The 22,076-nt window shown below is 69.7% G+C and carries 23 protein-coding genes; 12 read left to right on the top strand and 11 right to left on the bottom strand.

Translation table 11 applies throughout. The features are described from left to right. Window positions 1–479 (bottom strand): RNA polymerase sigma factor (locus tag ACFQSB_RS38735; protein WP_380832226.1); only part of this gene is annotated, 479 nt, incomplete at its 3' end. A gap of 344 nt (window positions 480–823) precedes the next feature. Between ACFQSB_RS38735 and ACFQSB_RS38730 the strand changes: the two genes are divergently transcribed. Continuing rightward, window positions 824–1,369 carry a hypothetical protein gene (locus tag ACFQSB_RS38730; protein WP_380832224.1) on the top strand — a complete coding sequence of 182 codons (546 nt, stop codon included), beginning with the start codon at window positions 824–826 and terminating at the stop codon, window positions 1,367–1,369. A gap of 94 nt (window positions 1,370–1,463) precedes the next feature. Here ACFQSB_RS38730 and ACFQSB_RS38725 read toward each other — a convergent pair whose 3' ends face one another. Both ACFQSB_RS38725 and ACFQSB_RS38720 read right to left on the bottom strand, forming a co-directional pair. After that, window positions 1,464–2,318 (bottom strand): hypothetical protein, encoded by an 855-nt coding sequence (locus tag ACFQSB_RS38725; RefSeq protein WP_380832222.1) that lies wholly within the window; start codon window positions 2,316–2,318, stop codon window positions 1,464–1,466. Beyond that, window positions 2,305–2,928, bottom strand: coding sequence for an RNA polymerase sigma factor (locus tag ACFQSB_RS38720; protein ID WP_380832220.1), 624 nt, complete (start codon window positions 2,926–2,928; stop codon window positions 2,305–2,307). Before ACFQSB_RS38720 ends, ACFQSB_RS38725 begins: the two co-directional genes overlap by 14 nt. 146 nt (window positions 2,929–3,074) lie before the next feature. Between ACFQSB_RS38720 and ACFQSB_RS38715 the strand changes: the two genes are divergently transcribed. From ACFQSB_RS38715 to ACFQSB_RS38690, 6 genes are all read left to right on the top strand, one after another. After that, on the top strand, window positions 3,075–3,791 hold the full coding sequence (locus ACFQSB_RS38715) for a class I SAM-dependent methyltransferase (protein WP_380832218.1): 717 nt from the start codon (window positions 3,075–3,077) through the stop codon (window positions 3,789–3,791). A 91-nt stretch (window positions 3,792–3,882) separates the two neighbouring features. Further along, window positions 3,883–4,422, top strand: coding sequence for a hypothetical protein (locus ACFQSB_RS38710; protein ID WP_380832216.1), 540 nt, complete (start codon window positions 3,883–3,885; stop codon window positions 4,420–4,422). A gap of 123 nt (window positions 4,423–4,545) precedes the next feature. After that, on the top strand, window positions 4,546–5,274 hold the full coding sequence (locus tag ACFQSB_RS38705; protein WP_380832214.1) for a response regulator transcription factor: 729 nt from the start codon (window positions 4,546–4,548) through the stop codon (window positions 5,272–5,274). A gap of 52 nt (window positions 5,275–5,326) precedes the next feature. After that, complete coding sequence (locus tag ACFQSB_RS38700; RefSeq protein WP_380832213.1) at window positions 5,327–6,772, top strand: sensor histidine kinase; 1,446 nt, start codon at window positions 5,327–5,329, stop codon at window positions 6,770–6,772. A 189-nt stretch (window positions 6,773–6,961) separates the two neighbouring features. Next, entirely contained in the window at window positions 6,962–7,219 is a 258-nt protein-coding gene (locus ACFQSB_RS38695) for a hypothetical protein (protein WP_380832211.1), read from the top strand. Between the two features lie 371 nt (window positions 7,220–7,590). Continuing rightward, entirely contained in the window at window positions 7,591–10,290 is a 2,700-nt protein-coding gene (locus tag ACFQSB_RS38690) for an RICIN domain-containing protein (RefSeq protein ID WP_380832209.1), read from the top strand. Between the two features lie 156 nt (window positions 10,291–10,446). Here ACFQSB_RS38690 and ACFQSB_RS38685 read toward each other — a convergent pair whose 3' ends face one another. The 5 genes from ACFQSB_RS38685 to ACFQSB_RS38665 form a co-directional block, all read right to left on the bottom strand. Next, complete coding sequence (locus ACFQSB_RS38685) at window positions 10,447–11,592, bottom strand: acetyl-CoA C-acetyltransferase (protein ID WP_354853390.1); 1,146 nt, start codon at window positions 11,590–11,592, stop codon at window positions 10,447–10,449. A 146-nt stretch (window positions 11,593–11,738) separates the two neighbouring features. Then, window positions 11,739–12,602, bottom strand: coding sequence for a class F sortase (locus ACFQSB_RS38680; RefSeq protein WP_380832232.1), 864 nt, complete (start codon window positions 12,600–12,602; stop codon window positions 11,739–11,741). A 21-nt stretch (window positions 12,603–12,623) separates the two neighbouring features. Continuing rightward, the gene (locus tag ACFQSB_RS38675) at window positions 12,624–12,776 is read right to left on the bottom strand and encodes a hypothetical protein (protein ID WP_380832207.1); all 153 of its coding nucleotides are present in this window, start codon (window positions 12,774–12,776) and stop codon (window positions 12,624–12,626) included. A gap of 1,095 nt (window positions 12,777–13,871) precedes the next feature. Beyond that, window positions 13,872–14,072 (bottom strand): DUF397 domain-containing protein, encoded by a 201-nt coding sequence (locus ACFQSB_RS38670; protein ID WP_380832205.1) that lies wholly within the window; start codon window positions 14,070–14,072, stop codon window positions 13,872–13,874. Next, the gene (locus tag ACFQSB_RS38665) at window positions 14,063–14,845 is read right to left on the bottom strand and encodes a helix-turn-helix domain-containing protein (protein WP_380832203.1); all 783 of its coding nucleotides are present in this window, start codon (window positions 14,843–14,845) and stop codon (window positions 14,063–14,065) included. The genes ACFQSB_RS38670 and ACFQSB_RS38665 overlap by 10 nt, the downstream gene beginning before the upstream one ends. Before the next feature lie 196 nt (window positions 14,846–15,041). On the opposite strand from ACFQSB_RS38665, the gene ACFQSB_RS38660 reads away from it, so the two are divergent. Continuing rightward, window positions 15,042–15,458 (top strand): ATP-binding protein, encoded by a 417-nt coding sequence (locus ACFQSB_RS38660; protein WP_380832201.1) that lies wholly within the window; start codon window positions 15,042–15,044, stop codon window positions 15,456–15,458. Between the two features lie 266 nt (window positions 15,459–15,724). On the opposite strand, the gene ACFQSB_RS38655 is transcribed toward ACFQSB_RS38660, so the two are convergent. After that, the gene (locus tag ACFQSB_RS38655; protein WP_380832230.1) at window positions 15,725–16,459 is read right to left on the bottom strand and encodes a GbsR/MarR family transcriptional regulator; all 735 of its coding nucleotides are present in this window, start codon (window positions 16,457–16,459) and stop codon (window positions 15,725–15,727) included. A 221-nt stretch (window positions 16,460–16,680) separates the two neighbouring features. Between ACFQSB_RS38655 and ACFQSB_RS38650 the strand changes: the two genes are divergently transcribed. Genes ACFQSB_RS38650 through ACFQSB_RS38640 form a run of 3 tightly spaced genes read left to right on the top strand, consistent with a single transcriptional unit; the run spans window position 16,681 to window position 19,084 of the window. Then, window positions 16,681–17,349, top strand: coding sequence for a DUF4097 family beta strand repeat-containing protein (locus ACFQSB_RS38650; protein ID WP_380832199.1), 669 nt, complete (start codon window positions 16,681–16,683; stop codon window positions 17,347–17,349). A gap of 26 nt (window positions 17,350–17,375) precedes the next feature. Beyond that, window positions 17,376–18,314 (top strand): ATP-binding cassette domain-containing protein, encoded by a 939-nt coding sequence (locus tag ACFQSB_RS38645; RefSeq protein WP_380832197.1) that lies wholly within the window; start codon window positions 17,376–17,378, stop codon window positions 18,312–18,314. Further along, window positions 18,311–19,084, top strand: a complete 774-nt coding sequence (locus tag ACFQSB_RS38640) for an ABC transporter permease (RefSeq protein ID WP_380832196.1) — start codon at window positions 18,311–18,313, stop codon at window positions 19,082–19,084. The genes ACFQSB_RS38645 and ACFQSB_RS38640 overlap by 4 nt, the downstream gene beginning before the upstream one ends. 142 nt (window positions 19,085–19,226) lie before the next feature. Here the strand turns inward: ACFQSB_RS38640 and ACFQSB_RS38635 are convergent, their stop codons facing one another. Next, on the bottom strand, window positions 19,227–20,309 hold the full coding sequence (locus ACFQSB_RS38635; RefSeq protein WP_459117360.1) for a hypothetical protein: 1,083 nt from the start codon (window positions 20,307–20,309) through the stop codon (window positions 19,227–19,229). 48 nt (window positions 20,310–20,357) lie between these two features. Between ACFQSB_RS38635 and ACFQSB_RS38630 the strand changes: the two genes are divergently transcribed. Next, window positions 20,358–21,077 carry a TetR/AcrR family transcriptional regulator gene (locus tag ACFQSB_RS38630; protein WP_380832194.1) on the top strand — a complete coding sequence of 240 codons (720 nt, stop codon included), beginning with the start codon at window positions 20,358–20,360 and terminating at the stop codon, window positions 21,075–21,077. Between the two features lie 101 nt (window positions 21,078–21,178). Here ACFQSB_RS38630 and ACFQSB_RS38625 read toward each other — a convergent pair whose 3' ends face one another. Further along, a complete protein-coding gene (locus ACFQSB_RS38625) occupies window positions 21,179–22,066 on the bottom strand; it encodes a LysR family transcriptional regulator (protein ID WP_380832192.1) in 888 nt (295 codons plus the stop codon). Window positions 22,067–22,076 lie beyond the last annotated feature (10 nt).

Genomic DNA, 22,076 nt, shown 5'->3' with positions numbered 1-22,076 from the left:
GGCTCGGCGCCCCGGGCGTCCATGACCGCCGCCAGCCACTGCTCGGCATGACGCCGCCCCGCACGCGCCGCCGACTCCACCGACTCCACCGAGATGTCCAGCACCCGGGCCACCTCGTCGGACTTCAACCCATGGCGAAGCGTCAGATCAAGGATCTCCCGCTCACGCGGCTCCAGGCAGGCGAGCACCTCCACGCCCAGCTCGGGCGACCCGCCGCGTCCCTGCCGGGCGTAGGAGCCCTTGTGGGCCACCCCGGCCAGGCGTGCCTGGCACTCGGCGCGGGCCAGCGAGTACAGCCACGCGCGCAGCCGCGTCGCGTCGTAGAGCCGGTCGGTGTGCGCCACCGCTCCGTACAACGCTCCTACCGTCGCCGAGAGGGCGTCCTCATCGTCGAGCAATGACTGGCAGTAGTCGTAGAGATGATCTCCATACTCGCGGCAGAGCCGCTCCAGCGCAGCGGGGTCATCCCTCCTCAGCACGGGGATCGCTCTCCTGACATAGATGCAAATGGAAAATCTGGTACTGGCAAAGCAGTCAGAAATATACGGGAGGACGCCCCAGCTGCTCATATCACTTTCATCACATAACAAACTTCTATACTCTGTTGACTGCGTTGCGGTCTTAACCCACACCTGAATGCACACGCAGGGACGACCGCCGCGATGTGCGTCGGGTGACCGACGAGGAACCCCGCCCCCGGAGACTGAGCAACGTGCGAGACAACTGGGATGAACCTTCTTCACCGCGACGTCGTCCGCCGTATGCCAAGAATTCCGCTGGAAGCGGTCCCCGCGCGGACCGATGGCGCACGTGGGAGACCTCGATGGAGCTGGACGACGGAGACGACGGGCCGATCCGCCGATGGCTCGGCAACGACCGGCGCGGCCCCATCGTGGTCGGGCTGACGCTGCTGGTGGCCGCCGGGTCCGGCATCTGGTTCGCCTGGCCGGAGTCCTCCGGAGGAGGGTCCGACACGCCGGCGGCGATCCAGACGCCCTCCGGCCGGTCGACGCCGAGAGCGTCCACCTCCGCTCCCTCGATGGGCGTGGAGTCGCCCCCGCCGCCGCCCACCGCCGACCACACACCGACGCGCAAGCGGGCCACGGCCACTCCCCGTCCCCGGGGGACGGACCTGCCCCCGCCTCCGGCGAGGTCCGCACGGCCGACCGCGAGGCCTCAGGCCTCGACCACGACCGCCGCGCCGTCCCGGACGGCCAAGCCGACCCGCACGTCCAAGCCGAGGAAGAGCCCTCCCTCGCAGACGGGCCCCACGGCTCCCCCTCCCCCGCCGTCCTCCCGGACCGGCAGCCCCACCTCACCCCCCAGCACCACCGGCCCCGACCTTCCCCCGCCGCCTCCGGGCACCTGATCGGGAGATATCACCCGCCCGCACTTACCGCGCAATATCGGTCATCCATTAACCCGATAACGGACCACCCCAAAAGTGGCCCGCGGTAAATGGCTCAGTGGAGGGAGGTGGCGATTCTCAGGGCTTGGGCCGAGGTCGCGGGGCCTTCCAGGCGATAGCCGGTCTGGCCCTGTTGCCAGATGAGGGTGGAGGCGGCGCGGCGTTGCACCGGCTCGGAGCCGGCGCCGGCGCGGGGCATGTAGGTGAGCCCGTGGGGGCCGGAGACCCACCAGCCGGGCGAGGCGCCTACGGTGACCTGCTCGGGGAACGGCCCGGGGAGGTCCTTGCGCCAGACCACATCGAGCGTGCCGTCGTAGGCGTCCAGCCGCGTCCCGGGCCAGAAGAGCGACAGCACCCGGCCGTCGTCGCTCACGCGGACGTCGTCCGGCTCGCCCAGATCCGCGGGCACCCTGACGGGGAAGGCGACCAGCTCGCGGGCCCGGTCGAGGGTCATCCGCCGCTCGCCGGGCAGCGGGGACGGCACCCCGGACGGCAGCGGCCCCGGCTCGCCGACGTGGATCTCCACACCGGCCAGCCTCAGGACGTGCGCGACGGCGGCCTGCCCTTGAGGGGTCAACCCGAGCAGCGCCGCCACGACGACCGCGACACCGGCGGCCACCCACCGCCACCGGGACCTGTGGGCCGGCCCGCGAGGTTCCGGCGACCGGCCGGGAGGGGCGGCCGGATCCTCGGTGGTCAGCCCTTCGAGGCGGGTGCGGACGGAGCGGGCCACGTCGGCGGGAGGCGGGGCAGGCATGTCCAGCGCTTCGCCGAGCGCCAGGAGCTCGGCCTCCAGACCGCCGCCCGCGCCGCCGCTCCGACCATCGCCTGTGCCGTCGTTCGCGCCGCTGCCCGGGTCGCCGTTCGGAATGTCGTCCGTGCTGTCGTTCGGACCGTCAGGAGAGTTCACCGCCCACCTCCTTCCGCAGCCGTGCCAGTCCTCGGAAAGTACGGGACTTCACCGAGCCGACCGGCCAGCCGAGGACCTCCGCCGTCTCCGCTTCCGACAGTTGCAGGAAGTACCGGCAGACCACGGCCTGGCGTTCCCTGTCGGGCAGCGTGCGCACGGCCTCCAGCAGCCTGCTCCGGCGGTCGGTGGCGATGGCGGCGCCCTCGGGGTCGTCGGGGACGCGCAGGTCGGGCTCCGCGCCGGCCTTGAGCACGAGCTCGGCCCTGCGCCCGCGCGACCGGGTCATCGTGTGGGTCTCGTTGGCGACGATGCGCAGCAACCATGGCCTGAACGCGGCGTCGCGGCGGAAGGTCGCGAGGTGGCGGAAAGCCTTGACGAACGCCTCCTGGACGACGTCCTCGGCTTCCTGGCCGGCGCCGAGGAGCGCAGCCGTACGATGCGCCACCGCGCTGTAGCGCGCGACCAGCACCTCGTAGGCGGCGAGATCGCCGGCCAGGGACCGGGTTATCGCCTCGTCGTCGTCCGTCGCGGGCTCCTTGGAAGATCCTTGCGCGACAAAAGGTAGTTTCCTGGAGGTCTGCGTGCAAAGGGATGGGAAGACTCGCGTCAAGTGTTTCCGGTCGCGCTCGGCGGGAAGTTGGGACCGGCGCGGATCAGGGCGGCTAGACTCGATCCACATCCGTAGCCGTGGCCTCGTTCGGGGCCGCGGTTTTCCGTGAGCGAAGCTGGGCGGGACGCATGTCTGGGTATGACCGCGTGGTGCAACCTGCGGCCGGTGACGAGGCCTTGGAGAACCACCTCGGTGGCGACGAGGCGAAGAACTACCGGCAGTACGAGTTCGACATGGTCGCCCCGCACGTCGGCAGGTCCATGCTCGAGATCGGTTCGGGCCTCGGCCACTTCGCCGAGCAGTTCCTCCCCCGCCTCGACCGTCTGGTCGTCAGCGACTTCGACCCCTACTGCGTCGAGCAGCTCGGCAAGCGGTTCGACGGGCGCGACGACATCGAGGTGCTGCAGTTCGGCCTGCCCACCGACATCCCCCTCGCCGACCCGGTGGACACCGTGGTCCTGATGAACGTCCTTGAGCACATCGAGGAGGACGTCGAGGCCCTGCGGTCGCTGGCCAGGGTCACCCAGCCGGGCGGCCGCATCGTCATCTGGGTGCCCGGCTACATGCAGCTTTATGGGGACTTCGACCGCAAGGTCGGCCACGTCACCCGGTACACCCCGGCGACGCTGGGCAAGACGGTCGCCGAGGCCGGGCTGAAGGCCGACGTGCTCAAGCCGATCAACTTCCTCGGCGGCCTGGCCTGGTGGGCGGCCGTGCGACGCGGCGGCGTCGGCTATCCCGACCCGCGGCTGGTCAAGATCTACGACCGCACCGTGGTGCCGACGACCCGTTTCATCGAGCGTTTCATCCGCCCGCCGTTCGGCCAGACGGTCTTCTGCGTGGCCCGCGTCCCGCAGAAGTAGCCCGCCGGTCCCGGTGGCGGCGTGTCCGTTCACCGGGATATCCCAGGGATTCCTCGCCGTTCTCCTAGCCGTGTCCGGTGTCCTTGGGATCATGAGGAATCTCACCGGAACACTGGTCGCCGGAGCGGTGGCCGGCGCGCTGTCGGTCGGAGCGCTCGGCGGCGTCGCCCTCGCGCGGCAGGCAGGCAACCCGCAGGCGGGCGGCGCACAGACGAGCGAGGCGCGCACGGGCGTCCCCTACGAGCTGCTGTCAGCAGACTCGGCCGCGGACGAGGCAGCCGGCCTCGCCAAGGACCCGAAGGACCACCCCCGGCTCCGCGCCGCCCTGCGCCGCGGCCTGATCGGCGTGCACGGCGAGGCCACCGTCCGCGCCCGCGGTGGCGGCTACGCCACCTACGCCTGGCAGCGGGGCGAGGTCACCGCGGCGTCCGCGAGCTCGGTCACCGTCAAGAGCGCCGACGGGACGAGCTGGACATGGGCGCTGACCACGGATACTAAAGTTCGCAAGAATGGCGCGAAGTCCGCTTCCTCCGCTCTGACGTCGGGTGACGGCGTCTTCGTCCTGGGCCGGCCCGACGGCGACGCCCGGACGGCGCAGGGAGTGGTGGTGCCCAAGAAGACCAGAAACTGACCGACCAAGGACCGTCCGACCACAGACGGACCGGCCGGGGACGGACCTACCGAGGTCCGCCCGACCACACACCGGCCGACCAAGGACCGAGGACGGACCGACCCAGGAGTGACCGAAGGACGGATGAGCGACCAGACGAACAAGCCCCGGGTCCTCGTCGTGGACGACGAGCGCAACATCCGCGACCTGGTGGGGATGGCGCTGCGCTTCCACGGGTTCGAGGTGGTCAGCGCGGCCCGGGGTCACGAGGCGCTGGAGATCGCCCGCTCCGGCATGCCCGACCTGCTCGTGCTGGACGTGATGCTGCCCGATCTGGATGGTTTCGAGCTGTGCCGGCGGTTGCGCGCCGAGGGCGATGACGTCCCGGTCATCTTCCTGACGGCGCGCGACGCCCCGGCCGACACCGTTCACGGTCTCACGCTGGGCGGCGACGACTATGTCACCAAGCCGTTCTCGGTGGAGGCGCTGGTGGCGCGGGCGCGCGCGGTGTTGCGGCGGGGCGGCGGCCGCGGCGGGTCGGGGTCCGGATCCGGGTCCCTGGCGGCCGAGCACGCCGTCCTGACCGTGGCCGATCTGGAGCTGGACGAGGCGCGCTGGGAGGTCCGGCGGGGTGGCACGCTGGTCGAGCTGTCCCCCACCGAGTTCCGCCTCCTCGCGTTCCTGATGCGCCACCCCGGCCAGGTGCTCACCAAGGCGCAGTTGCTGGAGAACGTGTGGGGGTTCGGCACCCAGTCGCAAGTGGTGGAGACCTACGTCTCCTACCTGCGGCGCAAGCTCGACCCGCTGGGCCCGCCGCTGATCCACACCCAGCGGGGCGTGGGCTACGCCCTGCGTCCGGCCTCCGACGGCTGAGCCGGTGAGCTCGCGCCCGGCGTCCGCCCGCGAAGCCTCCTCCCGCCGGCCGGTGAGGTGGCCCGCGGAGACGCTGCGGGGACGACTCCTCGCCGGGCTGCTGTCGGTGACCGCGGTGGGGCTGGCGGCGCTGTCGGTCGTCAGTGTGCTGGTGCTGCGCGGCCACCTGCTCGACCGCACGGACGCGACGCTCGCCGCCGCCGCCACGGCCTCGGCCGCCCGCCTGGTGCGGGCGTCCAACATCGCGCTGGTCAACGCCAGTCCGACCTCCGCGGTGGCCCTGCTGAACCTCACCACCGACCGGGGACGGCTGCTGGCCGGCGACGACCCGGAGGCGGTGCACGTCCCCGAGATGCTGGAACGGATGGGCGGGGCCCGGTTGCAGCAGTTGGCCGACAGTGGCCGCCCGTTCGCCCTGACCGACCGGCTGCGCGCCGCGGCGGCGCGGATGACGGTCGGCAACCGGGTCGTGGTCGTCGCCGTGCCGCTGGACGAGGTCGAGGACGCGGTCCGCCGTCTGGTGGTCACCGAGCTGGTCACCGGGGTCGTGCTGCTCGCGCTGCTCGCCCTGCTCGGCAGGTCGCTGATCGGCAGGGGGCTCGCGCCGTTGTCCCGCATGGCCACGACGGCGCAGCTCGTCGCCGAGGGCGGCGACCTGTCGGCGCGCATGCCCGAGGGCCGGTCGGAGGCCGGGCGGCTCGGCTCGACCATCAACCTCATGCTGACCCGCATCCAGGACGCGTTCGCGGCGCGCTGGGCCTCGGAGGAGCGGGTGCGGCGCTTCGCCGCCGACGCCTCGCACGAGTTGCGCAACCCGCTGACCACCATCCACGGGTACGCCGAGCTGTACCGGCAGGGCGCCATCCCCGCGGAGGAGGTGCCGCAGGTGATGCGCCGCATCGAGGACGAGGCGGCGCGCATGACCCGGCTGGTCTCCGAGCTGCTGGAACTGGCCCGCCTGGACAAGGGCGCGCCGCTGACCATGGCGCCGGTGGACCTGACCGCGGTCGCCGCCGAGGTGGCCGACGACTTCACCGCGCTGGACCCCGACCACCCGGTGACCGTCGAGGCGCCGGGCCGGCTGGTCGCCGTCGTGGACGAGGCACGGATCCGCCAGGTGCTGGTCAACCTGCTGGCCAACGTCCGCGCGCACACCCCGCCCGGGACGGTCGCAACCGTACGGCTGACGCCTCCCGCCGTCCTGGAGGTGAGCGACGACGGACCGGGGATGTCGCCGGAGCACGCCACTCTCGCCTTCGACCGGTTCCACCACTCGGCCTGCAGCGACGGCAGCGGGCTGGGCCTGGCCATCGTGCAGGCCATCGCCACCGCCCACGGCGGCCAGGCGACGCTGCGCTCGCTCCCCGGCCAGGGCACGCTCGTCCGCGTGGTGCTCCCCGACCTGTCGACCATGTACGAGGCCCCACAGCCTTCGCCCCGAGCAGTGCTGCCGCCCCCGCCCTCCGGACCCGCTCGGCCGCTCCGTCGCAGGTCATAAATCGGTTGTCGGGTACCGGAGGAGTCCGTACTGTCGGGGTATGCGCATTTTTCCTTACTGACGGCGCCGATCGGGCACGCTGCCTGATCGCTCCGCACTCAGCTTTCTGGTCCCGTCCATCCTGACGCGGCGGCTGAGGCTCCGACCGGCATGAATACCTGCCGCGTCGTCATTCGTAAGGAGACGTGCATGCCCGCGCGCAATGGCCACCCCAAGAGCGGCAAGGCCGCCACGACCTCGAAGAGTCTGCTCACGGCGAGCGACCTGCCGCCCGTGACGCCGGACCTTCATCAGCCGATCTTTCCCCCGCCGCTGATCCTGCCGGACGCCCAGCCGGGCTCTTCGCAGCCCGAACGGCACCTGCCTCCGGCCCCACGCCGGATTCCGGTGCCGCCGGCGCCCGTACGGCGCGTCACGCCGCCTCGGCGACAGCCGAAGGGCCGCTGACGCCGCCAGGCGGCGGCTCGCCGGGGTCTCCCCTTCCCGGAGCCCCGGAATACGGCGGTGTCCCGCCCCCACCTTCCCGAGGGTGGGACACCGCCGTCTCAACCGCGCCAATCGCGAACTCGCGGATACATCCCATGTCGGGGCATCCGATGCGATCTGAAAGTTGCATCATGCCGGTGCTGCGGCATCTGACGTGGCCATGGTGAAGCCGCACGAACCGGAGACATCCCATCTCAGTGCAACCATAAGCCTTGACGGGAGGAACCTTAGGTATTACGTGTGATGTCCTACCACGCCGCGGCCATGTGGCGTCGCGGGCGGCGGGCGGACCGAGAGCTGCGCCGCACGGACATCCCCCGAAAGGATCACCCATGAAGCGGAGCGATCCCTCCTCCCGTCCTCGACGTTCGGCGGGCAGGTGGCCGGCCGTGATGGCGGGGCTCCTGGTCGCGATGATGGGAGCCCAGCCGGCTGTGGCGGCACAGCGGTCCGCGCCGTCCGAGCCCGGTGCGACGGTCGCCGCCGTCCCCGGGGACATCGACGGCGTCACCGCGGGCAATGCCGCGATCGCCTCGGTCGATCTCGCCGGGACGTGGAGCTTCACCCCGGCGGGCCGGTCGACGACGTCGATCAAGGTGCCCGGAGGCGGCTGGTACAAGCAGGGGTTCACCGATGTGTCCCAGGCGGTGTACTCGCGGACGGTGACGGTGCCGGACTCGGGACAGCCGCAGTCGGCGTGGATCGAGTTCGGCGCCGTGAACCACCAGGCGACCTTGTCGGTGGACGGCCGGGTGGTCGCGACGCAGACCACGGCCTTCACCCCGTCGAAGTTCGACATCAGCGCCTACGCCGCCCCGGGGACCACTCACACGATCACCGTCGACGTGAAGGGCCGCGGCGCGCTGAAGAACTCGGCGAACGGCAAGTACGTCGTACCCGTGGCCGCCGACTGGTCCGAGGCGGTCCCTCAGGGCATCTACCGCTCCGCCTTCCTGCGGGTGTATCCGGCCGTGTACGTCAGTGACACCTTCATTCGCACGTCGGTGGCGAACCAGACACTCGGCTACGACGTGTGGGTGACCAACACCTCGAGCAGCGCCCGATCGGTGACGGTGACCGGCGAGTTGTCGTCGGACGGCGGCGGGACCTTCAGTTACCCGGCGCCGCCGGCCCGCACCGTGACCGTGGGGGCGCGGTCGACGGCCAAGGTCACGGTCGACTCCCTCGCGTGGAACCTCGGCACCACCTCCTACTGGTGGCCGAACGTCCCCTATCGGCCGGGGTACCGAGCCCAGCTTCACCGCCTCAAGGTTCACGCGGCGGCCGACGACGGCCGGACAAGTGACGCGACCTACCGGTTCGGGTTCCGGGAGACCACCCAGAGCGGCGAGTACTACTACATCAACGGCGTCCGGGTGAACTTCCGCGGTGACAATCTGCAGGGTGCGGACTACGACCGGGTCAACAACGGAGGCAAGGGCGACGCCTACGACACGCTGCCCGGCTTCCTGCCGCCTTCGGCGGGCAACGGCGGCTGGCCGCAGGCCGTGGACAACTACCAGCGGCTCAACTACAACGTGGCGCGCATCCACCAGGAACCGGCCAGCCCCTACATGCTCGACGTGGCCGACGAGATGGGCCTGATGATCATCGACGAGACCGGCATCCGCGGCAGCGCGCAGGACTTCGTCGCGGGGCACGACAACATGGTGGCCCACGCCCGTGCACTCACCTTGCGGGACCGCAACCATCCTGCCGTCATCCGCTGGAGCCAGGCCAACGAACCGACCTTCGGCAATGACTCCGAGCAGTTCGAGCAGGATCTCTACGCGGCGATGAACGGCAACGACGGCACCCGCCCGGTCAGCCTCGACGCCGCGCCCGGCGCCGACTCGCCCAGTCGGTACCCGAACATGAGGTACGCCAACTTCGCGGTCTTCGCGCACTACCTCGACGGCGTCGGACAGTACGGCGAGCGGGTGGCCACCGTGACGGGCCGGCCCGACGGCGAGGGCGAGTACGTCTGGAACAAGTGCAACACCAAGCAGGGCTTCATGTGGTTCGCCACGGCGACGGCCGCCAAGCGCGGCAAGGACGCCGCCGACCTGCGCCCGTACACCCTGCTGTCGGCATGGGCCGGTTTCGTGCCCGGCGTGCGCACCACGGACTTCGTGCCCGAGGAAGGCGGCCATCCGCTCTACGGCGCGGACAACCTGTCCGACCCGTGGAGCAACCCCCAGGTCCAGCGCGTCCAAGCCGCGTTCAACCCGGTCGCCGCGATCGACCTGCCCTACTGGTCGGCGTCCGGTGCCTCCGACGCCAACGGGACCTTCCCGCTGCCGCAGGCCGTGAACACCTACGCCTCCAACGCCTCCGTGACCCGCGACATCACCGTCTTCAACGACGACCTGCGCGACACCTCCGTCGCATTCTCCTGGTCCGCACGGCTCGACCGCCCCGACGGCACCGTGATCGCGTCGGGGCAGACCACGCTGAACATCCCGCTCGGCTCGCGGGTCACCCACCCGGTCACCTTCACCACACCGGCGAGCGGCTCACGGGTGTACCTGGTGCTGACGACCACCAAGTCGGGCGCCACGACGTTCACCGACGCGATCGAGTACTTCAACCTCGGATCCGGTTCCAGCGGCCCGGTGTCCGGCGCGACCTACCGCATCGTCAACCGCAACAGCGGCAAGCCGCTCGCCGTGGCCGGTAACTCGTCCGCCGACGGCGCCAAGGCCGTGCAGCAGACCGGCTCCGCCGCATGGACCGTCACCAGCGGTCAGGGCGGCGCGTACACCCTGCGCTACGTCCCCACCGGCAAGGTCCTCGACGTCAACGGCGGCAGCACGACCCAGGGGCTGCAACTGCAGCAGTGGACCGCCAACGGCGGCGCCAACCAACTGTGGTACCTGCGGTCCACCGGCGACGGCTATTACACGATCGCCAACTACGGCAACGGGCTGCTGGCGGACGTGTACGGCGCGTCGACCTCCGACGGCGCCCAGGTCGTGCAGTGGACGGCCAACGGCGGCGTCAACCAGCAGTGGCAGTTGATCCCGGCCTGAGACCACCTGGTACGGCCCGGCCACGGGGGCCGGGCCGTACCCCGCGCCGTGCCGGATGTGGAAGCCGATGCGTCTTCCCCGGAGCACGCGAAACGGCGGTGTCCCGCGTCCGTGTCACCGGAAGCGGCACACCGCCGTCGTCTCGCGCGGGTGCGCTCAGAGCCGTTCGATGATGGTGACGTTGGCCTGGCCGCCGCCCTCGCACATGGTCTGCAGGCCGTACCGCCCGCCCGTGCGCTCCAGCTCGTGCAGCAGCTTGGTCATCAGGATGGCGCCGGTGCCGCCGAGCGGGTGGCCGAGGGCGATGGCGCCGCCGTTGGGGTTCGTCCTGGCCGGGTCGGCGCCGATCTCCTTCAGCCACGCCAGCGGCACCGGGGCGAACGCCTCGTTGATCTCGATGACGTCGATGTCGTCGATCGACAGCCCGGCCTTCTCCAGCGCCCTGCGCGTCGCCGGGATCGGCGCGGTGAGCATGTACACCGGGTCGTCGCCGGTGAGGGCCAGCGTCGTGATGCGGGCCCGGGGCGTCAGGCCGTGGTCCCTGACCGCCTGCTCGGAGGCGACGAGCACCGCGCCCGAGCCGTCGGAGATCTGCGAGGAGGTGGCCGCGGTGATCTGGCCGCCGTCGCGCAGCGTCTTGAGCCCGGCCATCTTCTCCAGCGTGGTGTCCGGCCGCGGCCCCTCGTCGTCCTCGACGCCGTTGACCGGGACGATCTGGTCCTTGAAGTGGCCGTTGGCGATGGCCTTGGCGGCGCGCTGGTGGCTCTCGTAGGCGTACCGTTCGAGCTCGTCGCGCTTGAGACCCCACTTCTCGCACATCAGCTCGGCGCCGCGGAACTGCGAGATCTCCTGCTTGCCGTACCGCTCGACCCACATCTCGCCGAACGGGAAGGGCATGCCCTTCTCCAGCGCGGCGGTGATGCTCGACCCCATGGGGACGATGCTCATGGACTCGACGCCGGCGGCGACGACCAGGTCCTGGGTGCCGGACATGACGCCCTGGGCGGCGAAGTGGATCGACTGCTGCGAGGAGCCGCACTGCCGGTCGATCGTGACGCCCGCGACGCTCTCGGGCAGGCCCGCCGACAGCCACGCGTTGCGCGCGATGTCCATGCTCTGCGGGCCGAACTGCATGACGCAGCCCATGATCACGTCTTCGACGGCGGAGGGGTCCACGCCGGTGCGCTCGACCAGTGCCTTGAGGGTGTGGGCGGCCAGGTCGACGGGGTGGACGGTGGACAGGCCGCCCTTCTTCTTGCCGACCGGGGTACGGACCGCCCCGACGATGTACGCCTCTGCCACAGTGCCTCCTGGGTTCCGTCCCACCACATGAAACCGAGCAATGTTCGGTCTATCCGAGGTTACAACAGAATAATCCTCCGTGGACGGGAGGGCCAGGTCACCGTCCGCCCTCCCCGGCCGTGGACGGGAGCGGACGGACGCGCAGGTCAGCCGCGCGAAGACGCCCTGCGCGTGCTGGTCATCCTGGCGTACACGATGACGTTGTCCACATAGTGGCCGGTGATGTGGTTGTAGCTTCCGCCGCAGGTGATCAGCCGCAGTTCCGCCGCGTCGGCGTTCCCGTACACGCGGTTGGTGGGGAAGGTCTCCTTCGCGGCCTGCTCGATGCCGCCGACGGTGAAGATCGCGACCGTGCCGTCCATGCGGGTGACCTCGATCGTGTCCCCGTACTGGAGCTCACGCAGCCGGGCGAACACGGCGCTGCGCGACACCGTGTCCTTGTGGCCCAGCATCACGGCGGGGCCCGCCTGACCCGGCGTCGGCCCGTACCGGTACCAGCCGACCAGGTTCGGGTTGTTGATCGGCGGGGTCTGGATGGCGCCCTTCTTGTCCGTGCCCACCGACTGGATGGGCGCGTTGATGCCGAGCTTCTTGATGATCAGGCGCCTGGGCGTGGACGGCTGCATCGCCGGAGCCGCCGGCAGCGGCGGAGCGGGAGGCGGCGCCGTCGGGTCCGCCTGCGTCAACGGCTGCCCGGGACCGCCCGGGCCGACCGAGGGGGCGAACGCCCCGGCCGGGGGCTGCGCCTGGAGCTTCAGGGGGGTGCGCGCGTCCGTGAGGTTGTACTCCTCCGGCGAGCTGATCATCAGCAGCAGGCCGGCCACGACCGTCACCACTCCGGCGACGGCGGCCAGGATGAGCACGGCCCGCATCATCTGCCCGCGATCGGCCCGCTCGGGCTCCTGGTACGCGCCGCCGGGCCCGGCGTACTGGTAGTAGACCTGCTGGGCGTACGGGTGGCCGGGCTGCTGGACGCCCTGACCGTCCTGGTACGGGTATTCCGGAGGCATCGTCACCCCGAGCGCCTCCGATCAGTCGTGCTGCGGACGACGCCGCCGCAGGAACAACCCACCCACTCCGGCCGCCGCGACCAGCGAGGTGCCCACCAGCACGAACGTCCGCCCGTCAGGACCCGCGTCCCCGCCTCCACCGGTCGCCGCCCCGGCCACCGGCTTCTTGGTCACCTGCTGAGGATTCCTCGGCGAGTGCGTCACCGTCTCGAAGACAGTGTGCGTCTGCCGAGGAGTAGGAGTCGCCCTCGTCGGTGTCGGAGTAGGTGTCGGAGTGTTGTAGTAGTCCGTATCCGTGGGGGACGGTGATGGCGACGCCGTGGCAGACGCAACAGAGAACGTGATAGCTGCTGCCGCTGCCTCAGTAGGGGTCGCAACGGTACAGCTGTACCAAGTAGCCGTAGTAGCAGGAAGAGCCGTCGGAATCACCTTGACGGTCAGTTTGTCTGGCCTGATGCCCATAGTTCCGGTAGCCGTAGGCACCACCGTCATGACCATGGTTGGCAGAGGAAGAGCCGCCCTGGAAGCAACCTCCGTCGCAGGCGCGACAGTTCCTACAGCCGTCTTCGTCGCGCTCGGCACCGCGATCGGGGTACCTGATACGACCGCTTCCCCCTCCAGCACGACCTTGTTCAAAGCAGCCGCAGGAAGGTCGCTCAGCGCTGGCAGAGGCTCCCCCTGAGCGGCTGCCGGTTGAAGAACATTCCACGTGATCGTGGCGGTAGCACCTCGCGTAACTGGAGGTGGCGTCACCAGTTCGAGGCTGAACTTGTGCGTACTGGTACCGACCCCGGGCACTGTAGAGGTACAGCTGTAGGTCACATCAACGGCGGTAAGTGCAGCAATCGCAGGGACTCCGCCCAGTAGAACGCCAGCACCGATAGTTGCACCTACAGCTGCCTTGGTGGCGATGCGGCGGCGTGCTTGCGACTTCAGCACGTACTTCTCCATTCCAGCGGCGGCGGCGACCGGTGTACCAGGGCGTATCAGGATTCCAGTCTGTGGTCACAGTTCGGTACTGATCCTACGGAGGGTTCGTGCCGCCGTGGTGCGGTTTGACTGGTCTTCTCGAATCGTTAACTCGTCGCCGCAGGTCAGAGACCTCACTGCCAGTCAACTTTCAGCTGTAAGATCCCTCGCTCACCTCAAGAGTCCGTCACTGAACGTGAGTAGCCGTGTTGTGGTTGTGACCGGCGATACTAGAGTGGCTGCGCCCATTTGAGATCTTGGTCGCCCGAGCATGATCTCAGGCGACCAAGTCACCTGTGACTACGCCTGATCGAACCGCCCGGCCTTGACATCGCCGATGAAGGTGTTCCACTCACCCGGCGTGAAGAACAGCTTGGGGCCATCGGGACGCTTGGAGTCTCGGACGGCGATCAGTTTCAGCGACTGCGCGACCTCAACGCAGTTACCTCCGTTGTTACCCGTGTAGCTGGACTTCTGCCATTTGACGCGATCTAGGTCCATTGTTCCTCCGCTGTTCTCCTGATGAGATCTAGCGACATCTGCAGCGGCAGTGCTTCGATTCGAATGGCCTCGAACTTTCGGACGGCGGCCGCAACGTCGTCCGAATCGGCGGTCACCACTCCACGCACAGCGGTGTCCAAATAAGCTACCTCGTCTGCTCCTTGCAAAGTAGCGAGCATGAACCCAGCGAGCAGCCCAGCATTCATACCACCGAGCGGTACGACCTGGACACTGATACGGGATGTAACCATTGAGGCCAGGTATTGCAGTTGGTCGCGCATGAGCTTGGGAGAGCCGATCAGTCGGTGCAGCACTCCCTCGTCGATGATGCACCGATATAGAGGGGGCGCGGGATCCTCACGCGTAAGGATCTCCTGACGCTCAATGCGAGCCCGTACAGCCGCTTCATCACCACAGAGCACCTCGAAGGCGTACTCAGGGGTTTGCAGCAGGCCGGGGATCAGGATCGGCTCATACGCATGCAGAGCAGTGGCGACTCGCTCCTTGTCATGCCACTGCCCGAACCACGCAGGGAAGACCTGGCCCTTTCTCCAGTCCAGGAGGCGGGAGAGGGCTCCGGCGGTGGTGAGGGTGGTGTCGCAGGACTGGGCGAACTCGGGGCTGGCGGGGAGTTGGCCGGTCTCTACGCCGCTGATGAGCGACTCGCTGAAATGGATCTTCTGGGAGAGCTGCGCCTGGGTGAGCCCCGCCGCCTGACGGTAGTGCCGTAGCTCTCTGCCCCAGATGGCCTGAGGTGTGTACCGATCCACCATCGTGCCCCCAATCGCGAAGATTCAAGGAACGGCCGCCGACCTTCAAACCGGCGGACTGGTAACCGTTCGCCTACCGAGCGTAGTCACCATTCGGCACCCTTGGCATACGAATTCCGCAGCGAGGAGAAAGATCATGTCAGGGGCGGTAGAGGCCGGCAGAACGTCATGTGAATACGCTCACGAGCCCGGTGGACCCGTGGCTCTGCTGGGGCAGAAATGGATACCGCGCGACCGCAAATGCGTCGCCTCCGCGCGACGGTTCGTCCGGGACGTCGCCCTCGACTGGTGCGCGGCCGAAGAGACGCCGGAAATCGCGGAACTGCTGGCGTCCGAGGTCGTCACCAACGCGCTCACGCACGGCGCGGTGAATCTCGCCGCACCGGCCACCGCACCGGCCACCGTGCGAATCGCCGTCGGCCGCGACGGGGAACTGATGACCGTGGACGTGTACGACTCGTGCATCGCGATTCCGGAGCTGAGAAGCGCCGGCTCCATGGAGACCTCCGGCCGGGGACTCGCGATCGTGGAGAGCCTGTCGCACAAATGGGGCTGGAACCTCCACCCCTACGGCAAGTCCGTCTGGTTCCAAGTCACCGCCTGGCCAGATGCCTGAAGGAAGACGAACGGGCATCATCTGATACGGCCCAGGCGTCGCCGGCGGATCCATAGGACCCCACCCCGCATGCCCGTGGGGAGTCCAGCACGGCTGCCCACCCAGCTCGCGCCCATCCGACACAGGCGGCACAGGAAAGCCCGCACGCCAGAGATCAGAGCCCCACCCCGCATGCCCATGGGAAGTCCAGCACGACTGCCAACCCACCCGTACACGCACCACAGGCGACACAACAGACCCCGCGATGTCGCCCAGCGGGCCTCTGATCAGCGATCGTCGGGCTCGGGCGCTTCGGGTTTGGTGTGGAGGACCTCGCGGGCCTGGTCGGCGGCGCGGATGAGGGTCTCGGTGACGAAGTCCAGGAACCGGGCGATGTTCTCCAGGCGGGTGGCGGCCGGGCTGCCGGGGCCCAGGACGCCGACGCCCTGCCGTGCGGTCTCCACGACCCGGTTGTTGGCCTTGGCACTGGCGATCATCGACTGGTACCAGAGCTCGTCGTCGACGACGTAGCGCTCGCGGCGGCGTTCGTCGCGGCGGCGGCGAACCAGGTCCTGGCTCTCCAGGAACGTGATCGCCTTGGAGATGGACGCCGGGCTGACCTGGAGGCGCTGGACGAGCTCCGCGGTGGTGAGGCTGCCGGCGTCGGTGGTGTAGAGGCAGGCCAGCACCCGGGCCATCATTTTGGGCAGGCCCGACTGCATGAAGACGGTGGTGAGCGTCTCCTCGTACTCGCGCACGGCCTCGGCGTCGCGCCCATGGGGTTGGGGGGACGCCTGCGGCCCTGGGGGCGTGGCCTGCGTACGCCGGTGGGCGCGGCGCTCGGTGGCGCGGTGGGCCAGCTCGGCGCGGTAGGCGGTGGGGCCGCCGTTGCGCATCACCTCACGCGTGATCGTGGAGGTGGGGCGGTCGAGACCCCTGGCGATCTCCGCGTAGGCGAGGCCGTCGGCCAGCCCAAGCGCGATCTGCTGACGGTCCTGCTGGGTGAGCCTGCCTCCCGGCATCGCGATCTCCTTCGTGTTCCCGGATGCCTCCACCATAGCGTTCACCCTCAAGCCATTGCAACATGTGCAAGCATGCTGTTGCGTTACCTCACAAGACCACTGCAACGATTCTATGGCTGTGACCTGCAGATACATCTCTTGTTCGCAACAAGTATCTTGCGGCAAATTGGAAAGCAACGTAGCGTTTCCGGTGTCAGAAACAACGAGCACAGGAGCACACGATGCAGACCTTCGACACCCCCGCCCCGATCTCCGCCGTCCTGGACATCCCCGCCGGGCGCGTCCGGTTCATCGCCGCCGACCGGGCCGACACCGCGGTGGAGGTCCTGCCCGCGGACGCCTCCGACCGCCGCGACGTGAAGGTGGCCGAGCAGACCAAGGTCGAGTACCGCGACGGCGTCCTGCGGATCGAGGCCTCGGCCAAGAACCAGTTCCTCGGCCACTCCGGCTCCATCGAGGTGACCGTCCAACTGCCCGCCGGTTCCCAGATCGAGGTCAAGGCCGCGAGCGTCGAGCTGCGGGGCGTCGGCCGCCTGGGCGACGTCGCCTTCGACGGCCCGCACGCCTCGATCAAGCTCGACGAGGCCGCGAGCGCCCGCCTCACCACCCTGGCCGGCGACATCTCGGTAGGCCGGCTCAACGGCCCGGCGGAGATCCGCACCAGCAAGGGCGACATCCGCGTCGCCGAGGCCGTGCGCGGCGCTCTCGTGCTGCACACCGAGGCCGGCGAGGTGTCGGTCGCCGCCGCCGCCGGAGTGTCGGCCTCCCTGGACGCCGGCACCTCCTTCGGCCGCGTCCACAACTCCCTCATGAACACCGAAGGCGCCGCCGCCCCGCTCACCATCCACGCGACCACCGCCTACGGCGACATCGTCGCCCGCAGCCTGTGATCCACGGCCTCCGAGGAGCTCCCATCATGACCAACCTGGCCATCGCGGCGAACGGGCTGCGCAAGTCCTACGGCGACAAGGTCGTCCTGGACGGCATCGACCTGACCGTCCCCGAAGCGACGATCTTCTCCCTGCTCGGCCCGAACGGCGCGGGCAAGACCACCACCGTCCAGATCCTGTCCACCCTGGTCCCGGCCGACGGCGGCACCGTCCAGGTCGCCGGCCACGACCTGGCCCGCAGGCCCGACGACGTGCGCGGGGCGATCGGCGTCACCGGCCAGTACTCGGCCGTCGACAAGCTGCTCACCGGCGAGGAGAACCTGCTCCTCATGGCCGACCTCAAGCACCTGTCCCGCAGGGACGGCAAGCGCAGGGCCGCCGAACTGCTCGACCGCTTCGACCTGGTCGAGGCGGCGCGCAAACCGGCCGGAACCTACTCCGGCGGCATGCAACGCCGGCTCGACCTGGCGATGACCCTGGTCGGCGACCCCCGCCTGATCTTCCTGGACGAGCCCACCACCGGCCTCGACCCGCGCAGCCGCCGCTCCATGTGGCAGATCGTGCGCGAACTCGTCGCCGGCGGCGTCACCATCTTCCTCACCACCCAGTACCTGGAGGAGGCCGACGAACTCGCCGACCGCATCGCCCTGCTCGACCACGGACGGCTGATCGCCGAAGGCACCGCCGACGAGCTCAAGCGGCGCATCCCCGGCGGCCACATCGCGCTCACCTTCGCCGACACCCACCAGCTCGACACCGCTCGCCGGCTCATCGGCACGGGGATCGCCAACCCCGAGGCGCTCACCTTGCAGGTGCCGAGCGACGGCGGCGTCCGCGCGATCCGCGAACTGCTCGTCGTCCTGGACGAAGGCTCGATCGACATCGCCGACATGAGCGTCCACACCCCCGACCTCGACGACGTCTTCCTCACCCTCACCGGCCAGAAGAAAGAAGCCACCCGATGAGCACCCTCACCCTCGCCATGCGCGACTCCTCCACCATGATCAGGCGTCAGCTCAAGCGCCTGCTCCGCTACCCGTCCATGACCGTGCAGCTGATCGTCACGCCCGTCATCCTGCTGCTCCTGTTCGTGTACGTCCTCGGCGGCACCCTCGGCGCGGGACTCGGCGGCGGCCGCGACGCCTACGTCAACTACGTCGTCCCCGGCATCCTGCTCATGGCGGCGGCAACGGCCGCGACCGGCACCGCCGTCATGGTCGCCACCGACATGACCGAGGGCATCATCGCCCGCTTCCGCACCATGCGGATCTCCCGGGCGTCGGTGCTCACCGGCCACGTCGTCGGCAGCGTCGTCCAGCAACTCCTCGGCATGGCCGTCCTCATCGGCATCGCCCTGGCGATCGGCTTCCGCCCGACCGCCGGCGCCGCCGAATGGCTGGCCGCCATCGGAATCCTCACCCTGTTCGTGGTGGCCGTCACCTGGCTGGCGGTCGCCCTGGGCCTGCGGTCCCCGACCCCCGAGGCCGCCAGCAACGCCCCGATGCCGCTGATCCTGCTGCCCTTCCTCGGCAGCGGCTTCGTCCCCACCGACTCCATGCCCACCGTCCTGCGCTGGTTCGCCGAGTACCAGCCCTTCACCCCGATCATGGAGACCGTCCGCGGCCTCCTCCTCGGCACCCCGATCGGCAACAGCGGCGCCATCGCCACCGCCTGGTGCGCCGGCATCGCCGCACTCTCCTACCTCTGGGCCAAGAAGACCTTCAACAAGGCCTGACCGATGAACCGGCCGAACAGGGCCGTCAGACCACCAGGTCTGGCGGCCCTCAGTGCATCGCGCATGGGTTGTCGCGGCAGGACGTGCCGGTGCGCGTGCTCCTGCCGGCGCGCTCGTCCGCGAGCGGGCGACCGTGGGCACCTCACCGCTGCGGGACTGAAGCCCGGCCCGGTCGACCACCCGCGCCGGCCGCTCCGTCCGGCGGCGAAGCGGGCCGCGCGCCGTACCGGGTGGCGATGGCGTCGAAGACCTCCTTCGGCTCCCACGCCATGTCGGGATACCGACCGCCTTCGTGCTCTTTGAGGACTTTGACGGTGCCGTAGCCGGCCATGTCGAGATCGCGCCTGGGGTCGGGGTCGTACCGGGTCTCGTAGCCGGCGAAGGTGAACCAGAACGCGCCATGCACTTCCTCGGCCTCGAAGACGTCCATCAGCTCGTGGAAGTAGGCCACCTGGACGGACTCGTCGCGGACGTACTCGCCGTTCAGCACCCGGGGTGTGGCCGCGTAGTCGACGATGGCCCAGCCCATTCCGCCGGCCTCGGCCGCGCCGCGGTAGGCGCAGCAGCCGAACTCGGTGATCACCAGGGGCTTCCCGTGGGCACGGTAGGCCCGCACGCGTTCGGCGAAGTCGGCGGCGTTGTCCGCCGAGCGGTACAGGTCGACCGCGGCGAAGTCGAAATGCGACCAGTCGATGTCCTCCCACTCCCCCGAGGCATAGGTGATCTTGCCGCCGAAGCGCGCCCGCGCGACCTCGGCGACGCCGCGCAGCACCTCGGTGAAGTCGGCGGCGGGCGAGAAGCCGGACCATGCCTGCGGGTCCATCGCGTTCTGGAGGCGTTCCATCAGGTACGCGCCCGGCACGAAGCCGGCGCAGAACAGCGACATCTCACAGCCCAGCACGAGCACGGTCTCGGGATCGCGCGTCCGGATCTCCTCGGCTCTGGCCGCGCAGTCTTGGAAGTAGGCCGGCAATCGCGCGGGCGTCAGGTCGACCGGGAACGGCGCGAACCACACCCGCAGCCCCGCGTCGACGGCGGCGTGCGCGGCCAGCGCGATGCGGTCAGGGTCGTCCCCGCTGATGCGGACCGCGTCGCAGTGAAGGTCCGTCGCGATGATCTCCAGTTCGCGCCGCACCACATCGGGGTCGAAGTCGACCCGCGACCGGTCGCCGACCGCGCCGCCGAACCCCGTGTCGTAGTTGATCCCTCTGAGCTGCATCGACACCTCCAGAATGTACGTTGTACACGTGATGATACGTAGTACACTCCAAGGATGCCAAGCACTTCCCCGGAACGGCTGATCTGGCACCACCCCGAGCCGCCCGGCCGCAAGCACGCGCTGACGCGCGCGGAGATCGTGCGCACGGGCATCGCTCTCGCCGACACCGAAGGGGTCACGGGGCTGACCATGCGCGCCGTCGCCGGCGCGCTCGGCGTGTCGACTCCGATGTCGCTGTACCGCTACGTCCTCAACAAGGACGGCCTGGTCGACCTGATGCTGGACGAGGTGTCGGCCGAGGTCGACGTCCCCGCCGACCCGGGCGACGACTGGCGCGGCGACCTGCGCGGCGTCGCCTCCAGTCTGTGGCGGATGATCGGCCGGCATCGCTGGTACGCCGAACTGGTGGACAGCCGGCCACCGTTCGGGCCGACGACCATGCGGCGGGCGGCCTTCATGCTGGCCGTGCTCGACAACGCCGGGCTCACACCGGCCGTCACCTACGTATCGCTGCTGGACAACTACGTGACCGGCACCGCGATGAGCGTCAGCAGAGAGATCGCGATGCTCGAGCGGTTCGGCATCGGCACCACGCAGGACCTGCAGGCGTACGCGGGCGAGATGGCGAACGACTCGCTCGACTCCTGGCTCCAGGACATGCCGCTCCTCACCGCGGATGCACGCTTCGAGCTCGGTCTGGACTGCCTGCTGGACGGAATCGCCGCCAGGCGGCCGGTCGGCCGGCGGTCCCGCTCTCGGCCATCGCGCGGATGACGCACGCGGAGGCTGGTTGCGAGCCGCCGCAGGGGTTCCTGCTCACCGCCCGGCCCGCGAGATGACGCCGGACCGCCGGGCGCGGCGCGGGCGATCGTCCCTCACCAGGTACGGGCCTGGAGGAGGAGATGACGGCGCACGGCGGTCCCGGCCGGGTTCGCGGCGCCGGCGCGGGAGACCAGGAACAACGTGTTGATCGGCGCGAGCTCGGGATCGAGGAGCAGCCGGAGGCGGCCGTCGGCGAGCTCGTCCGCGCACAGATAGCGGGGCAGGACGGTGACGCCCGCTCCGGCCACGACGGCGGCCAGCACGCCGCGCAGGTCGGGGACGACCACCGCGGGGGCGCGGGTGAGACGGGTGTCGAAGACGGTACGCCAGTAGCGGCGCAGGATCGGCAGGTTCTCGCCGTAGGCGATGAGGGGCGCCCGGTCCAGCCCCTCCCCCTCCCAGCCGGCGGACGCGACCAGGACGAAGTCCTCGTCGCACAGCGGCTCGACGACCAGGCCCCGGCGGCGGGGCCGCAAGGTGGAGACGACCAGGTCGAGGGCGCCTTCGGCCAGCTCGCTCAGCAACCTGTCGGGCAGGCCGAGGGTGACGCGCAGTTGCAGCCCCGCCGTGATCATCGGAGCGAGGCAGGGGAGCACGCGGGCACAGGTCAGCTCGGCCGGACCTCCGAGGTGGACGACGCGGCCGAACACCTCGGCCGGGCCGCCGGAATCGCCCAGCACCAGCTCCTCCAGCGAGTCGAGGGGGACGGCGACGCGGCGGGCGAGCCGGTCGGCCGCGGCGGTCGGGGCCATGCCGCGTGGCACGCGGTCGAACAGCGGCCGTTCCAGCGCCTGCTCCAGCGCCTTGATGTGCCCGGTGACGGCCGGTTGCGAAAGGCCGAGCAACCCGGCGGCGCGGGTCACCGAACCTGACCGGTACACGGCGAGGAAGGTCCGCAGCAGATCGAGAGAGACGCTCACAGCACCCACACGTATCAGCATTCTGATACCG

The organism is Sphaerisporangium rhizosphaerae (assembly GCF_042665155.1).
In the GTDB taxonomy this organism is placed as follows: domain Bacteria; phylum Actinomycetota; class Actinomycetes; order Streptosporangiales; family Streptosporangiaceae; genus Sphaerisporangium; species Sphaerisporangium rhizosphaerae.
This window is presented reverse-complemented; position numbering and strand designations above follow the sequence as displayed.

Bases quoted from the DNA above. Each gene is read 5' to 3' on its own strand.
- ACFQSB_RS38705 (WP_380832214.1), top strand. From the start codon at position 4,546: ATGAGCGACCAGACGAACAAGCCCCGGGTCCTCGTCGTGGACGACGAG.
- ACFQSB_RS38710 (WP_380832216.1), top strand. From the start codon at position 3,883: ATGAGGAATCTCACCGGAACACTGGTCGCCGGAGCGGTGGCCGGCGCG.
- ACFQSB_RS38695 (WP_380832211.1), top strand. From the start codon at position 6,962: ATGCCCGCGCGCAATGGCCACCCCAAGAGCGGCAAGGCCGCCACGACC.
- ACFQSB_RS38670 (WP_380832205.1), bottom strand. From the start codon at position 14,072: ATGGACCTAGATCGCGTCAAATGGCAGAAGTCCAGCTACACGGGTAAC.
- ACFQSB_RS38665 (WP_380832203.1), bottom strand. From the start codon at position 14,845: ATGGTGGATCGGTACACACCTCAGGCCATCTGGGGCAGAGAGCTACGG.
- ACFQSB_RS38625 (WP_380832192.1), bottom strand. From the start codon at position 22,066: ATGCTGATACGTGTGGGTGCTGTGAGCGTCTCTCTCGATCTGCTGCGG.
- ACFQSB_RS38645 (WP_380832197.1), top strand. From the start codon at position 17,376: ATGACCAACCTGGCCATCGCGGCGAACGGGCTGCGCAAGTCCTACGGC.
- ACFQSB_RS38680 (WP_380832232.1), bottom strand. From the start codon at position 12,602: ATGCCTCCGGAATACCCGTACCAGGACGGTCAGGGCGTCCAGCAGCCC.
- ACFQSB_RS38630 (WP_380832194.1), top strand. From the start codon at position 20,358: ATGCCAAGCACTTCCCCGGAACGGCTGATCTGGCACCACCCCGAGCCG.
- ACFQSB_RS38655 (WP_380832230.1), bottom strand. From the start codon at position 16,459: ATGCCGGGAGGCAGGCTCACCCAGCAGGACCGTCAGCAGATCGCGCTT.
- ACFQSB_RS38640 (WP_380832196.1), top strand. From the start codon at position 18,311: ATGAGCACCCTCACCCTCGCCATGCGCGACTCCTCCACCATGATCAGG.
- ACFQSB_RS38690 (WP_380832209.1), top strand. From the start codon at position 7,591: ATGAAGCGGAGCGATCCCTCCTCCCGTCCTCGACGTTCGGCGGGCAGG.
- ACFQSB_RS38650 (WP_380832199.1), top strand. From the start codon at position 16,681: ATGCAGACCTTCGACACCCCCGCCCCGATCTCCGCCGTCCTGGACATC.
- ACFQSB_RS38730 (WP_380832224.1), top strand. From the start codon at position 824: ATGGAGCTGGACGACGGAGACGACGGGCCGATCCGCCGATGGCTCGGC.